This window comes from Planctomycetaceae bacterium, from assembly GCA_041398825.1.
Taxonomy (GTDB): domain Bacteria; phylum Planctomycetota; class Planctomycetia; order Planctomycetales; family Planctomycetaceae; genus F1-80-MAGs062.
Genome location: JAWKTX010000006.1, coordinates 1 through 14,265, shown reverse-complemented (window position 1 = coordinate 14,265; position 14,265 = coordinate 1). Strand labels below are relative to the sequence as shown.

The 14,265-nt window shown below is 53.7% G+C and carries 10 protein-coding genes; 7 read left to right on the top strand and 3 right to left on the bottom strand.

Translation table 11 applies throughout. The annotated features are described in order from the left end of the window. Window positions 1–134 precede the first annotated feature (134 nt). Window positions 135–557: a BlaI/MecI/CopY family transcriptional regulator gene (locus R3C20_12055; GenBank protein MEZ6041235.1), complete on the bottom strand. Its 423-nt coding sequence runs from the start codon at window positions 555–557 to the stop codon at window positions 135–137. Window positions 558–915: 358 nt separating this feature from the next. Between R3C20_12055 and R3C20_12050 the strand changes: the two genes are divergently transcribed. The 5 genes from R3C20_12050 to R3C20_12030 all read left to right on the top strand — a co-directional run bounded on the left by R3C20_12050 (window position 916) and on the right by R3C20_12030 (window position 7,193). After that, on the top strand, window positions 916–2,199 hold the full coding sequence (locus tag R3C20_12050; GenBank protein MEZ6041234.1) for a sulfatase-like hydrolase/transferase: 1,284 nt from the start codon (window positions 916–918) through the stop codon (window positions 2,197–2,199). A gap of 118 nt (window positions 2,200–2,317) precedes the next feature. Beyond that, window positions 2,318–4,345 (top strand): sialate O-acetylesterase, encoded by a 2,028-nt coding sequence (locus R3C20_12045; protein MEZ6041233.1) that lies wholly within the window; start codon window positions 2,318–2,320, stop codon window positions 4,343–4,345. Window positions 4,346–4,581: 236 nt separating this feature from the next. Beyond that, window positions 4,582–5,037 carry a hypothetical protein gene (locus R3C20_12040; GenBank protein ID MEZ6041232.1) on the top strand — a complete coding sequence of 152 codons (456 nt, stop codon included), beginning with the start codon at window positions 4,582–4,584 and terminating at the stop codon, window positions 5,035–5,037. A gap of 336 nt (window positions 5,038–5,373) precedes the next feature. After that, window positions 5,374–6,267 carry a hypothetical protein gene (locus R3C20_12035; GenBank protein MEZ6041231.1) on the top strand — a complete coding sequence of 298 codons (894 nt, stop codon included), beginning with the start codon at window positions 5,374–5,376 and terminating at the stop codon, window positions 6,265–6,267. 38 nt (window positions 6,268–6,305) lie between these two features. Further along, window positions 6,306–7,193, top strand: a complete 888-nt coding sequence (locus R3C20_12030; protein MEZ6041230.1) for a DUF1559 domain-containing protein — start codon at window positions 6,306–6,308, stop codon at window positions 7,191–7,193. A 34-nt stretch (window positions 7,194–7,227) separates the two neighbouring features. Here the strand turns inward: R3C20_12030 and R3C20_12025 are convergent, their stop codons facing one another. Together R3C20_12025 and R3C20_12020 are read right to left on the bottom strand one after the other, a co-directional pair. After that, on the bottom strand, window positions 7,228–8,619 hold the full coding sequence (locus tag R3C20_12025; GenBank protein MEZ6041229.1) for a DUF1501 domain-containing protein: 1,392 nt from the start codon (window positions 8,617–8,619) through the stop codon (window positions 7,228–7,230). A gap of 8 nt (window positions 8,620–8,627) precedes the next feature. Next, window positions 8,628–11,570 (bottom strand): DUF1553 domain-containing protein, encoded by a 2,943-nt coding sequence (locus tag R3C20_12020; GenBank protein ID MEZ6041228.1) that lies wholly within the window; start codon window positions 11,568–11,570, stop codon window positions 8,628–8,630. 339 nt (window positions 11,571–11,909) lie between these two features. Here R3C20_12020 and R3C20_12015 point away from each other — a divergent pair, with 339 nt between their 5' ends. Both R3C20_12015 and R3C20_12010 read left to right on the top strand, forming a co-directional pair. Continuing rightward, entirely contained in the window at window positions 11,910–13,178 is a 1,269-nt protein-coding gene (locus tag R3C20_12015; GenBank protein ID MEZ6041227.1) for a family 16 glycoside hydrolase, read from the top strand. Window positions 13,179–13,519: 341 nt separating this feature from the next. Then, window positions 13,520–14,265: PAS domain-containing protein (locus tag R3C20_12010; GenBank protein ID MEZ6041226.1), on the top strand; the 746-nt coding region annotated here is incomplete at its 3' end.

Genomic DNA, 14,265 nt, shown 5'->3' with positions numbered 1-14,265 from the left:
TGAACAAGTCGCGTCGGTGCTTCGTTATTTGGCGCTGACAGCCTGTTGAAAACGGGACTGGCTCGAGCGGGAGACCGGAAAACAAATTGGTTTCCAGTCGTCCTGTGCGCCTGTTCCGGTTTTTCAACGGACGGCTAAGACTTCTTTTTTCGTGACTTTGCTCGCGCTTCGAATTCATCCAGCAGTTCCCGCAGTTCGCTGAGCTCTTCGGGGTCAATTTTGTCTTCGTGCAGTAAATGCTGTAACGCGGCCTTGCGACTTCCACCAAAAACCTTGGTGACCAGGCTTCGGAGCAAAGGCACGACCACTTTTTCTCTCGAAACGGCTGCATCAAACACATTGGCCAGACCGTCGCGGTCAGTGACTTTCAGCAAACCTTTCTTCTGCATCACCTGCATGACGGACAGGATCGACGTGTAGGCTCTGTCCTTGCCGTCGGTCAGGCGTTCCATGACCTGACGAACCGTGCCGGGACCGTGTTCCCAGATCGCGCCAAGAATCTGCATTTCGAATTCGGCCGGTCGGTTGTCCCCGGCATCGCCTGGTGTCTTCGCCATTTCGTTCTCCTGTTGTCAAAGTACTGTGTCGACAGTATGTACTGCTGGAGCAGTAGGGTCAACCTGTGTTTTGCTCTTTTGTCGTCTGACTGCCAGAATGCCGGGCAGCCGTTTGTGTCTGTGGGTGATGAATCGCTTTGTCGATTGGCACAAATGACTTCCAGAATTGCCGTTCCGTGTGTGCAGTCCGTCTTCCTGGATTCGCCGAGATGAGTTCATGACCAGGCATCGCTTCATTCAGACGTCTCTCGATTTGCATGCCCAACGAAGCCGGGTGAGAATCCATGTCTTGGGATACTGCGTTCTGTTTCTGCAGTGCGTCCTGGCGATACCTGCAGCATTGGCATTCGAAGACCGCATGCCGAACATTCTGTTGATGACAGCAGACAATCTTGGTTACGGTGATCTGCGTTGCTACAACGCATCATCCCGCATCATCAGTCCATATCTGGATCGACTGGCGGCTGAAGGTGTTCGACTGACAGACTTCTACACGGCATCTCCGACATGTTCAGTTTCCAGGGCGAGTCTGCTGACGGGGCGTATTCCGCAGCGGCACGGACTGATTGATCAGCTGGCCGGCATTGACGGGAACTACGGTACAGGCCTTCGTCAGAGTGAAACACTGATCCCGCAGGTTTTGAAGCGTGCCTCTTCGCCCTATGCGACAGGCTGCTTTGGGAAGTGGAACATTGGCTTTGCGGAAGGTTCACGGCCAACCGATCGTGGCTTCGATGAATTTGTTGGCCATGTCTCGGGCAATATGGATTACTATCATCACATCTATAATGGGCGGCATGATTTGTATCAGGGTACTCAGGAGTTGCATGCCGACGGCAGCTATTCCACCGATTTGTTTGCTGATGCGGCCATCGATTTCATCCAGCGACACAGCAAGGCAGGGCAGTCATGGTTTTGCTATCTGCCATTCAATGCCCCGCATTTCCCGAACAGAAAAAACAAACGGCCGGGCCAGCCTGACATCTGGCAGGCGCCGGCTGTCGCTTTTGAAAAATATGGATGGAAGGCCGACGAGTCGGACCCGCGAAGGCGCTACGAAGTTGTTGTAACGGCGATGGATGATGCCATTGGCCGAGTGCTCCGTTCGCTCGATGAGTCGGGTGTGTCGGACAATACGTTTGTCTTTTTTATGTCCGACAACGGAGCGTTTCGTTTGAACCGCGACGGTTTGGATGTCGGCGAGAATACGCCACTAAGAAGTGGCGGCGTGACATGTTGGGAAGGGGGACTGAGGGTTGCTGCCATGGCACGCTGGCCCGGGCGAATTCCTCCCGGAACGGTGTGTTCGGAGGTGTTGTGGTCGTGCGATCTGCTGGCCACCTGCGCCGGTCTTGCGCAGGTTGAGTTGTCGGAAACGTTGCAGACAGATGGTCACGACATGACGGCGGTTCTTCGAGGTGAAAGTCGACCGGTCCATCGTTCGCTGGTTTTTCAGTATCGGACACACGCAGCGCTACGAATGGAGAAATGGAAAATCGTTCGGGAGAAAGCAACAGAGCCCTGGCAGCTCTTCGACCTGTCCTCTGACATCGGGGAAACCCGGGATGTTTCTTCCGCTAATGCACTGACAGTGCAGGCACTGGATCAGGAATTCCGGAAATGGAATGATCAAAAAAACTGACGATTGCAAAGACAAATTAGCGCCGCACAGCTGTCAACCTGCTGCCATCTTGGTTGTGTTGTTTTGATTGTATTTGATTCGAGTGTCCTGAACATGGAATGGATTGAGGATGACCAGAATGCGTTTGAACTGTCTTGTCCTTGCTTTGGTGTGCGTTAGTGTTGATCGCTGTCTGGCTGTTATTGATGATGGCCCGGCGATAACTGCACCAGTGATGGAGTGGATTCGCGTCAGTGATGACGGCACCCACTTTACAGGCCAGGAGTCAGGAACAAAGGCCGTCTTCTGGGGGGCCAATTACGATCACGACGGTGCCGGACGACTGATCGAGGATTATTGGTTCGACGAATGGGATACGGTTGTTGAAGACTTCGGTGAAATGAAAGCTCTGAATCTGAACGTCGTTCGGATTCATTTGCAGCTCTCGAAGTTCATGAAATCTGCAGTGGAACCTGATGAAAAACAATTGGCTCAGCTTGCGAAGCTTGTGAAGCTTGCTGAGCAGACCGGCCTGTATCTCGATCTGACCGGGCTGGGGTGCTACCACAAACAGGACGTCCCGGATTGGTACGATCCGCTGAGCGAAGAACAACGCTGGGAGGTTCAGTCTCGCTTCTGGTCGGCTGTCGCTGTCACGTGCAGGGATAGTTCTGCCGTCTTCTGCTACGACCTGATGAATGAACCCATCCTTCCGGGCAAAGAGCCGGAATCAGAATGGCTGACCGGAGAACTGGGAGGCAAGCATTTTGTTCAGAGAATTTCACTGGATTTACACGGGAGGACTCGGAACGAAGTCGCAGCAGCCTGGGTACGAAAGATGAGCGATGCGATCCGTTCCGTGGATAAACGGCACCTGATTACTGTGGGTGTCATTCCGTGGGCTCAGGTCTTTCCAGGAGCGAAGCCGCTGTTTTATTCCCCGGATGTTGTTGAACCGCTGGACTTTGTCAGCGTGCACTTTTATCCAAAGAAGGGTCAGGTGAAGGAAACTCTGGAAGCGCTGGCCGTTTACGACATCGGTAAACCCATCGTAATTGAAGAGATCTTTCCTCTCAGTTGCGGAATCGACGAGGCAGATGAATTCATCTCGCAGTCACGAGTCAGAGTTGATGGCTGGATCAGTTTTTACTGGGGAAAGACGATTGAGGAGAACGAGGCCCAGGGTGATATCCAGGGGGCGATCATCGCTCAGTGGCTCACGTATTTGAAAGACCATTCGCCGGTTAAGGATCATTCCGACGGGGAGACTGCATCCAGCCCGAATGTCCGCAGCAGTCGTGAGGCGGGCCGGATGGAGCCGGTAGATGTTTATCTGCTGGCTGGTCAGTCCAATATGCAGGGGAACGCAAAACTTGCGGATGTACCGAAGAACTGGTTGCAGGCCATTCCTGCAGCCCAGTTCTGGACGGGGAATGCTTTTGAAACGATGCATCCCGGGATGCTGCAAACGTCAGACAGGGCCGGTGAATTTGGCCCGGAAGTTGGATTTGCGGTGACCATGACGTCATTGAATCCCAATCAAGCCATCTACATCGTCAAGTTTGCTCGCAGTGGCCAGCCGCTTCATCACGGATGGAATGGAAACAAATGGGAAGGCGGCGATCCCTCTCCCGGTCGTCGAAACTTCTATCCTGGCCGATCGAAGGACGATGCCAGCATTGGCACACACTACCGCGATATGATTGCAGCCGTACAAGCCGCATTTCAACATCTGCACGCAACTCAACGAAAGCCTGTTTTGAAGGGAATCGTCTGGATGCAGGGGGAACAGGATAGTAAGCATGCGGAAAGCGCCACGAGTTATGCGTCGTCGATTCAAAATCTGAAGTGCCGAATTGAGCAGGACTTGAGCCCTGATTCATCCAGTCCGGTGCCAGTACCATTTGTGATGGGCCAGATTCTGCCTTATGAACCCTGCCTGGACCGGTTCACTCATCGAAAAGAGATTCGGGAGCAGCAATGGTTGGCCGACATGCGATCCGGAAGCAATGAATCTGTATCGGGATGCTGGATGATTTCCACGGACGGATTGCCACTTCAACCGGACACTGTCCACTACGACGCAGCGGGTCAGTTGATGCTTGGACAGCTTTTTGCGATTGGTATGAAGCAGGCTTCATATTCGTTGACAAAGTTCAGTCCCTGAAGTTTAGAGATTGTGGTTGACTTAATTGGTGCAGCTCGTATTCTACTCCCTGCGTGCTACTCCCTGCGTGCTACTCCCTGCGTGCTACTCCCTGCGTGCTACTCCCTGCGTGCTACTCCCTGCGTGCTACTCCCTGCGTGCTACTCCCTGCGTGCTACTCCCTGCGTGCTACTCCCTGCGTGCTACTCCCTGCGTGCTACTCCCTGCAATCTTTGGGGTGCCTTGTGCAAATTCGAATGCGTTGGCTCACTGCTCTCTTGCCTTTGTTGGCTGCTGCGGCATGGATGGCTGGCTTGCTTCTTGCGGGACCGAATCAAATTCAACTTCGCCCCGTCAATGGGGCATTCGTCTGCGCGCGAGGTGGTAGTGTGACACTTTCAGCGGTGCTGAAGAATCTGTCGAGCAATCGCATTGTTGTGTATGGTCCACACAGAGGCTGTGTTTGTTGGTTCTTGACTGAATTTCCTGTGGCGATTGATCCCGGTGAGGAATGTGAGATTCGCCTTGTTGCGGCGGTGCCCGAAGACTACTCGGAAAACGTTATGCCTTTTCCTCTTGAACTTGAAGTTGCCCCGCTACCGGACCCTCTTAGGTCTACACTGATAATTCGCGTTGTTGAGGCCGCTGGTGGCGAATCCGCCTTCATGGATGGCTTGGCGCCGGTTCCAGAGCCGACGGAGAGTACTGACTGATGAGTACTGACTGATGAGTTCCAGGCAATCGTTTTGCCATTAAGTTTTGTCAACTGTTTTGCACCAAAGGAGTACAGTCGTGAATCAATTTCTTTCCTCTTTTTGTTCTCTCGCCGGGCTTGGCTTGGTTCTATGGTCGGGATTCCAGGCTGGGACCGAGACGGCCTTCGCAATCGTGCCGACTCCAACACCGATCGAATGTCATATTGCCATTGCGGGTTGTACAAACAATGGGTGTGTCGCACCAAAACTCTGTACGCCTGTGGACTCTGATTGCCCCTGTAAGTGACGGGTTGTGTCGATAGGTCTTAGGTTGCTGCATTGAGGGTTCATGAAATGGTGAATCGAATCGCGATTGCGGTATTGCTGACTTTCATGGCCCCTCGTGCGGCTTTATCGAACGAGGTTGACCTGTCGCATCTTCCTGAAACGTGGGAGAAATCGCTTGCTGAATTGGGATCTGCTTCCGCCGTTATTGATAAAGGCCGAGGGAGCACAGTTCGATTGTTGGGAAGTGAATTTGGATCGCGCGTGGAGACGTTCGTTAACGGGGAAGTGACATCGGTTGCCTGTATCAACGACGATTACTGGTTCGAAGTGGATTTGAAAGGTGGGAACTGGGTGTTGAGTAAAGTGCGATTGCAGTTGAATGAATCGCTACCGCACGTTTTTCGCAACCACCACTTTCGTCCACTGTCCCTTCAATGGATTCTAATCACTGAGGTTTGGCGTAGCCGTGGCTTCGAAATCATTTCTTCGAAGCGTGATGGTCCGTTAGTTGAGGTTCAGTTCCGGGCAGACATTGTTCCGGATCGGACCGTTTTCAGGTTGAAGGGCGGAGCCGTGCGATTAGTGCCAGAGCACGGCTGGGTGATAGACTCTTCGGAATGTCAATACATTGAGAATGACTCGGAAGTCATCCATACATTCAAAATCAACAATCATTATTCCAATGACGGTGACTTTCGATTGATTCGATCAGAATCTGGTTGGATTGATAACGATGTATTTGATGCCGACTATACGTTTGGGCCTGCTGCCTTCCCCCTCAGAGTTTCTGCTCCTGTTGATGGCGCATTTGTGGCGGACTCATTACGGCTCTCCGCATTTGGATTTGAGGAGCCGCCAGTCCCGGGAGCCCTGCGTTCAGCTTGGTACCCGACCTTTTTCTTTGCTGGTTGCGTGCTTGTTGCTGTGGCGGTTTTCCTTCGGCGAAAGGTGCAGCCGTGAGGACTCTGCTACAGCATGGAGTTAACGAGCAATCCACCGTGCGACTGTATCGTTGTCAGGGGTTTACAGTTGTCGAAGTTCTGGTCTGTGTCGCAGTCCTCTCTGTTCTACTAGCCCTGTTGTTGCCAGCTGTGCAGCAATCCCGCGCATCAGCTCGCCGCATGGCGTGTTCAAACAACCTGAAACAAATTGGAGTAGCCCTTCACAACTTCGAGTCTACCTTTGGTCATTTTCCGTCGGGCAAAACCGGGGCAATGAGCGAGCGACCGCACATGAGTTGGCAATCGGCGATCCTACCTCAGATCGAGAGATCAACGCTTTACGAAGTCTCGACGAATGCCTACGCAGTCTCAGGTTCTCCGTTTGATAATCCGCCGCATACACCGCTTTCAACGCCCATCCCGCTATTTGCCTGTCCGGAGGACGGACGCTGCCAGACGTCTCAGGTGGCTTCGACGCTAAACTATCAGCGTGTCGCATTGAGCAGCTATGTTGGTGTCTCGGGAATCAATCTGCATCAGGAAAACGGCGTTCTGTTTCTTGATTCATTATGTCAGTTGCGCGACATCACTGACGGAACCAGCAACACCCTGTGCATTGGCGAACGCCCTCCGAGTCATGACAGCAACCTTGGCTGGTGGTACAGCGGCGCTGGGCAGGATGGTTCCGGAAACGGCGATTTGTTCCTGGGCGTAGAGGAAGTTCCCTGGGGTCGGTTAGAACTGAATTTCGCCTGCACTGGTCCATCGTTTCTTCAGCCAGGAAAGATCTCTGCTCCGTGTGATGTCCTGCATTTCTGGAGTCTGCATTACGGGGGTGCGTTGTTTCTGATGTGCGACGGAAGCGTCCGCCACATTTCGTACAGCGCTGCTCAGATAATGCCTCAGCTTGCATCGGCGAATGGTGGTGAAGTCATCGGACAGTAGCCCGCCGATGTAATCTCACGCCATTATGCAGGTGTCAGGCAATCACATCGTGGACGACTTCGCCGTAAATGTCAGTGAGTCTGAAATCGCGGCCAGCGTAGCGGTACGTCAGATCCAGATGATTGATCCCCAGCAGATGAAGAATCGTGGCATGCAGGTCGTGAACATGAACCCGGTTTTCTACGCTGTAGTATCCGTAGTCGTCCGTGTTGCCGTATGCGAGACCGCCTTTTGTGCCACCGCCCGCCATCCACATACAGAATCCCTGCGGGTTGTGGTCGCGACCGTTGCTGCCCTGGACAATCGGAGTTCTTCCGAATTCTCCACCCCAGACAACAAGGGTATCTTCCAGCATTCCGCGTTGTTTTAAGTCGGTGAGAAGCGCGGAGATCGGCTGGTCCACCGCCAGACAGTTCTTCGTATGTCCGTCGTAGAGTCCCCCGTGCTGGTCCCAGACGTTTCCGGTGGATACCTGAATGTATCGCACGCCGGCTTCGGCCATGCGTCGCGCCAGAATACACTGCTTTGCGAAGTTGTCGGTCGTCTTTTCGCCCACACCGTACATGTCCTGAATCGACTTTGGTTCTTCCTCAAGATTCAGGACCTCCGGAGCTGTTTGCTGCATTCGAAATGCCAGCTCAAACGATTCGATGGCTCCTTCAATCGCTGGATCCGCGACGGCTCGTTCAAGATGTTGCCGGTTGAGCCATTGCAGCAAATTAAGTTGTCGCCGTTGTCCTTCCAGTGAAGAGGCATCACTGTTCATGTTGGCGATTTTCGCGTCGCCCAGTTTCCCGGACTTTCCAATGGTTGTGGCCTGATGACAGGCCGGTAGAAAAGCAGGTCCGTAGTTGCGAGGGCCGCCATGACCGGTCGGTGGACTGATGGAAACAAAGGCCGGCAGACTGCTGTTCTCCGTGCCAAGACCATACGACACCCACGCGCCAACGCTGGGGCGAACAAAATTGTCGCTGCCTGTGTGCAGCATACAAACCGCCTGCCCATGTGACTGGCCCCGGCTATGCATCGATCGAATCACGCACAAGTCGTCGACATGTTTCGACAGGTGTGGCAGAAGTTCGGAAACCCGGAGACCGCTTTGTCCGTGTTGAGCAAACTTCCACGGAGATTTCATGAGCTTTGGCACCGCGCTGATGTTTGGTGCGGCAGCAAATGGCAATTCTTTCCCGTCGTCCCGTTGCAGTTGCGGCTTGTAGTCAAACAGGTCAACGTGGCTTGGTCCCCCGTGCATAAATAAGAAGATCACCCTTTTTGCCCGGGCGGCAAAATGTGGCTGCGGAATGGCCAGGTCTGTTGTCTTGCTGACCGCCCGGACCTGCGATGCCATGCCTGCGAATGCCAGCATGCCAAAACCACAGGCCGAAGTCTGAAGCAGATGTCGGCGAGATGTCGTTTGCGATAGCATATTCAGACTTACTCCAGCATTCGAAATTCTGTCGAGGCAAAAAGTGTTTGTACGACCTCTGCCCAGACGTTGTTGCGTTCACTGTCGGGATGACCATCGATGTAGGTGGAGATATTATTGATCTCCGTTTCGGTTGGCTGGCGATTCAGGATTCGTTTGAAGGCCTCCCGACAGATGATTTGATCTGGTGCCGTTGTATCTTTCGGTACAGACGACATCAGCTGAGCGGCGATCTTCTGAGAATGTTCTCTGACTACTGAATTGTTCAGCAGATACATGGCCTGGGCCGGGACGTTAGTTTCTGGTCTTCTGCCGGTCACCATATCGGGATCGGCAAAATCGAACGTGACCAGAAAATCGGGCAGTTCGTTTCGCACGATGGGAAGATAGAGGCTGCGTTTGACGGCATCCGTCTTTCGACCGCTACCCCCCTGTTTGGAATTGTCGATCGCCAGCGCGCCAAGATCGGCGACGGGGGATTCACCGGGGGTCAGATCCAGTTGACCGCTGAGCATCAGCAGGCTGTCTCGCAGAGATTCGGCAGAGAGCTTTTTGCGGTTTGCCCGCCACAGTAATCGATTGTCCGGATCCGTCTGAAAGGACGGCTCATCATAAGTTGTGGCCATTGCGTAGGTTCGCGTCAGGGCAATGCGGCGAATGAGCTGCTTGACGGACCAGCCGTTCTGTACAAACTCCGTTGCCAGAGTATCCAGCAATTTCTGATGCGATGGTGGGTCTCCCAGGTGCCCGAAATTATCAACGCTGCGGACAATTCCTTCCCCAAGCATGTGCTGCCAGACACGATTCACAATAACGCGTGCGGTGAGCGGATTGTCTGCTCGCGCGATCCAGTCGGCCAGTTCAGCTCGGCCACTTTCTTCCGATTGTTGAACGACACCAGGCCCCGCTGCGACAACCTGCATGAAGCCTCGGGGCACTTTGGGTCCGGGGTGAGCAAGTTCGCCGCGCACAAGGATTTCGCAATCTTCGATCGTCGATGCCTCGCGGGCGGCCATGGCCATGGGTGGTTTGGGTCCCTCTTTCTCTGCCGTCTTCAAGGCCGATTCCTGCATGCTGATGGAAGCCTTCAGTTCTTCCAGTTCCTGCTGCAGCGATGCCAGCTGCTGCATCATTGACGCGTCGGATGCGACGGGCAAATTCTGCGGAATGAACTGAACGGCGTCGGCCAGTACAAAGCCTGTTGTCCCCTCCGTCGAAAGCGTGATGCTGCCGGTTGTGCCTGCGGCGAATTCGAATGTCCCGAGTGAGCAGAAGAGCCCATCGATGGGGGCTGGCTTTGACTGGTCGACGAGCACACGGCGTTCACCACCGCTGAACCTGACGGTAAACGGTACGCGTTCATCGCAGCCACCTTTTCCCGGATAACTGACTCGCACTTCGTACTTGCCGGCGTTTCGGATGTCCGGCGTCCAGACAACGAACTTTTGACCCTTGTTCTCCCGATCATCTCGCAGATAGGTCGCACCCACACGCGCAGGGGCGAGGCTGGATGATGGCCATTTGCCGGTCAGCTTTGCCGCATCGTTGTCAATCAGGATGGACCCCTTAGCTGATCCCGCCAGCGCTACCTTCTTCTCCAGTTCCTGTTGTTGCTTCTTTGCGTTTGCCAGACGGGTCTTCGCCTCTTTGATGTGTTGCTCGTGATCCGCAATCCGCTGGGCCTCTTCCGGTGACACAGGAAGTGGCGTTTCGACCCAGGTTGACACGTACTGCTGGCTCTCGCCTTCCAGTGTGACTGTGCTGCGGAAGATGCCTGCCAGTGAGTAATAGTCCTTTGTCGGGACGGGATCAAATTTATGATCGTGGCATCTGGCGCATCCGAGCGTCATGCCAAGGAATGCTTTTCCTGTGGTGTCAATTTGTTCGTCGACAACGTCCATCGTCAACTTATTCTTGTCCCGTTCGCTCAGCATCTTGACGCCAATCATCAGGAATGAACTGGCAATCAGTTGCTCAGCACGCTGCTGATCGTTGTTGGCGGGAAGCAGGTCACCCGCCAGCTGTTCACGCACAAACTGATCGAATGGTTTGTCGCTGTTAAATGCATCGACCACATAGTTTCGATAACGCCAGGCGTTGTAGAACGTCGCATTGAAATCACCACCGTTGGAGTCGGCGTATCGCGCAACGTCCAGCCAGTGTCGTCCCCAGTGAACGCCAAACTGCCTGGAAGCCAGCAGGCGGTCAACGACCTGTTGACGCGCAGGGCCGTTAACTTTCTTTGCCTCTTCACCGTGAGCCAGAAAGGCGTCCAGTTCATCGACGGTTGGAGGCAGACCGGTCAGATCAAATGTTGTGCGTCGCAGCCACGCTGCGGGATCTGCATCATTCGCTGGCTGCAGGCCATTCTGTTCCAGTTCAGAAAGTATGAAGAAGTCGATGGCATCGCGCGGCCACGCAGAATTCTGCACGTCCGGCGGATGATGGGTGGTCGGGGATTGAAATGCCCAGAACTCACGAGCGACATTGAAATCAATTTCACCTTTTGACTGTGGTTTGTAGTCCTCGTCTCTGGGGTCCGGTGCCCCGCGGCGTACCCATTCTTCAAAGATGGCGACTTCGTTGTCTGGCAATCGTCCCTTCGGTGGCATCTCGTACGATTCATAACGAATCGATTGAATCAGCAGACTCTCTTCGGGCTTGCCCGGCACAATGGCGGCTCCGCTGTCACCACCTGCCATCCATCCAGCTCGACTATGAAGTGCCAGTCCACCTTTCAGTTCACTCCCTGATTCGGTGGAATGACACTCATAACAGTGTCTGACCAGCAGTGGGCGGACGTTTGTTTCAAACCACGCATGATCATCCGCGGAAACCATTGTGCAATGGTTGCTGCCGGTAAGAAGAACGAAGACGGACAGACTGGCCAGAGCGAAATGTCGCCATCGATCCGGGCCGTGGCTTCTGGATAGTTGGGGTGAGTGATTCATCAGGCAGGTTGCCTTGCAGGCGGGGATCCAACAACGTTGAAGTTGGCGACTTCTATCCGTCTTATGAAGGACTTTCGTCAACTGTTCCGGGCCGGATAGCATAACGAATTACAGTGCGTCCGCGACATGATTTCCGTCGCAGAATCGGAGGAACCCTGTTTCACCTCGTTTTTTGTTCATACATCCGGTCTTCGACCGCATTTTATCGGCAGACAGCGCGACTGTGTATGACGCAGGGCATGTCATCGGAGACTGGCCGGGGTTATACACGTGCGTGAAGGGTGGCTGCCTGCTAAGCTGCCAAGGTTGCACGATTGATCCAGCCTGAAGAGGATTTCCATGAACAATGTCATCAAAAACTATGTCGTCAGGTCTATCCTGCTGTCTGCATGTTTCGGCATGATTTCGAACGCCATCGCTGATGATTACCAGTCCCTGATCGGAAAGGATTCGCTGGCTGGCTGGCGGGGAGATTTGAGCTCCTGGCGAGTTGAGGAAGGCACTTTGATTGGCACGGCTGACGGGACGCTGCGATCCAATCGTTTTATCGTTGCGGATATTGATCCAGTCGGGAATTTTGAGCTGCTTGCTGAGGTCTGGATTTCTGCAGGCGGCAATAGCGGGCTGCAGTACCGCAGTGAAGAACGGCCGGATCTTGGTGAATTTGTTGTCACCGGTTACCAATGTGACGTTGTTTCCAACAACGATCGCTACAACGGCATGCTTTATGAGGAACGCGGCCGGCGGATTCTGTCACACACGGGAGAAAAAGTGATTGTTGATCCGAAGGGGCAGCCATGGATCGTTGGTAAAATGCCGGTGCAGCATTTTGCACCCGGTGAGTGGCATCGGTTTCGAATTCTGGTGGAAGGTAACCATCATCGTCACTGGATCGACGATGTTCCAACTGCGGACCTGATTGATCTGGACGAAAAGAAACGGTCACTTGCGGGAGTCCTTGGTGTTCAGGTTCACGTTGGACCAAAGATGGAGATTCGCTATCGAAACATGAAACTCAAACGGTTACCGGACGATTTGCCAATCCTGACAGTTGCTGATGCTGCAGCAAAGATAGGTCCGGATGCCGAAAAGGTCGAACCTCAGGGTGGCTGGAAGGCTGCAGGCGTGTTCGACATGAACGCGAAACTGGAGACGGCTGAACTTGGAGATACCAAAAACGTAACCCGTGCCGGGGATGTCTGGCTGGCCGGGCAGCCTTCACAGGAGCAAATCAGGAGACTTCCCGCTTTAGGCATCAGGACGGTCATTAGTCTTCGAAAAGACGGAGAGCTTGACTGGAATGAACGAGAGCTGGTGGAGTCACTTGGGATGACATTTGTTGAGTTACCATTTCGTGAATCCGATGAACTCACAAACGACGTCTTCGAAAAAGCAATGCAGAAGTTGAAGTCGGCTTCCGCGGAAAACGGAGTTCTGCTGCACTGCGCTTCGGCGAATCGAGTGGGCGCGGTGTGGATGGTGCATCGAGTGATGAACGGCCGCGTTGCTGTGCCACAGGCAAAGGAAGAAGCAGCTCGGGTTGGTCTGAAAAGTCCTCAGTACGAACAGAAAGCACTGCTTTATCTGAAAGACAGAAAGAAGCTGTAGCATTTGTTCCGAGTAGAGGTTTCATCCTGGGAATGATTACCCAGGATCGGTCGACTGGGTAGCGACTATTCCGTCTGCACCGATCTCCGATTGTTGGGTCAACCGGTATTTGCCACGTTGGTGGTGTTTCGAAACCGAGTCTTGATTCGTGGGAGCTAGCTTAAGTTCGTCACCCCGTTGCGTCTGTACCGTATTCCGGGTCCGATCACGTTTGCACAAAAGGTTAAGTTCCTGGCTTCGTGTTCGGAATGGAATACTGTCGGCCGAGTCTGCAGAGTCGCAGGGTTGCGATTTCTGGTGGTGTGTCGTTCGTATCGGTCGTTTCCCTGGAATTCGGTTCGATGATGCAATTTGTAACTCAGTACCACCTTGATGCTGCCGCATTTGTGTTACTGACGCTGACAATCACATGGTTGACAGATCGCTGCTATCTGCTGCGATTTGCCACGCCTGCCCGACGAAAATGGACTGCCTCGCTTGCGCTTCTGATCACCGTATTCGGACTGTTTGCTGCTTATCCACTCAACGCCGATCCAGACGGTGGCGACGCGTTCATACGGCGAGTCTCGGCGGAGGCCACAGGGATCATTATTGTCCTGGTCGTGCTGATGGCCAGTTGTGTCTCCGTCTTCACGTCAGAAATTCTGGGCCGCTACCGCGATCAGCAGATGCGGCTGGAGCTGCAGACACATGAACTAACCACCGCATTGAGACGGCAGGACGTGTTTCAGTTTGCAATCAACTCGCACGCCATTTTCATGACGACCGATATTCGCGGTGTCATCACGTTTGCCAATGAACGATTGTGCCGAATCAGTGGTTATTCCAGCGATGAGCTTGTTGGTGCCCGACCGCATATTATGAATTCGGGTTATCACGACGGTGAGTTCTGGGAAAAAATGTGGCAGGCGATTCGAGCTGGCGAGGTTTGGGGGGGAGAAGTCTGCAATCGCCGCAAGAACGGGACTCAATTCTGGATCAAGAACACCATTGTTCCGTATCTGGATGACAGCGGGAAAATCTGCCAGTTCGTTTCTATCGAATTGCGATCTATGCGTCGGGCGATTAGCCGACGTATAGATCGTGC

What these genes read in the sequence shown, in the direction of transcription:
- R3C20_12045 (MEZ6041233.1), top strand. Translation starts at nt 2,318, where the DNA reads ATGCGTTTGAACTGTCTTGTCCTTGCTTTGGTGTGCGTTAGTGTTGAT.
- R3C20_12035 (MEZ6041231.1), top strand. Translation starts at nt 5,374, where the DNA reads ATGGTGAATCGAATCGCGATTGCGGTATTGCTGACTTTCATGGCCCCT.
- R3C20_12040 (MEZ6041232.1), top strand. Translation starts at nt 4,582, where the DNA reads ATGCGTTGGCTCACTGCTCTCTTGCCTTTGTTGGCTGCTGCGGCATGG.
- R3C20_12020 (MEZ6041228.1), bottom strand. Translation starts at nt 11,570, where the DNA reads ATGAATCACTCACCCCAACTATCCAGAAGCCACGGCCCGGATCGATGG.
- R3C20_12015 (MEZ6041227.1), top strand. Translation starts at nt 11,910, where the DNA reads ATGAACAATGTCATCAAAAACTATGTCGTCAGGTCTATCCTGCTGTCT.
- R3C20_12050 (MEZ6041234.1), top strand. Translation starts at nt 916, where the DNA reads ATGCCGAACATTCTGTTGATGACAGCAGACAATCTTGGTTACGGTGAT.
- R3C20_12055 (MEZ6041235.1), bottom strand. Translation starts at nt 557, where the DNA reads ATGGCGAAGACACCAGGCGATGCCGGGGACAACCGACCGGCCGAATTC.
- R3C20_12025 (MEZ6041229.1), bottom strand. Translation starts at nt 8,619, where the DNA reads ATGCTATCGCAAACGACATCTCGCCGACATCTGCTTCAGACTTCGGCC.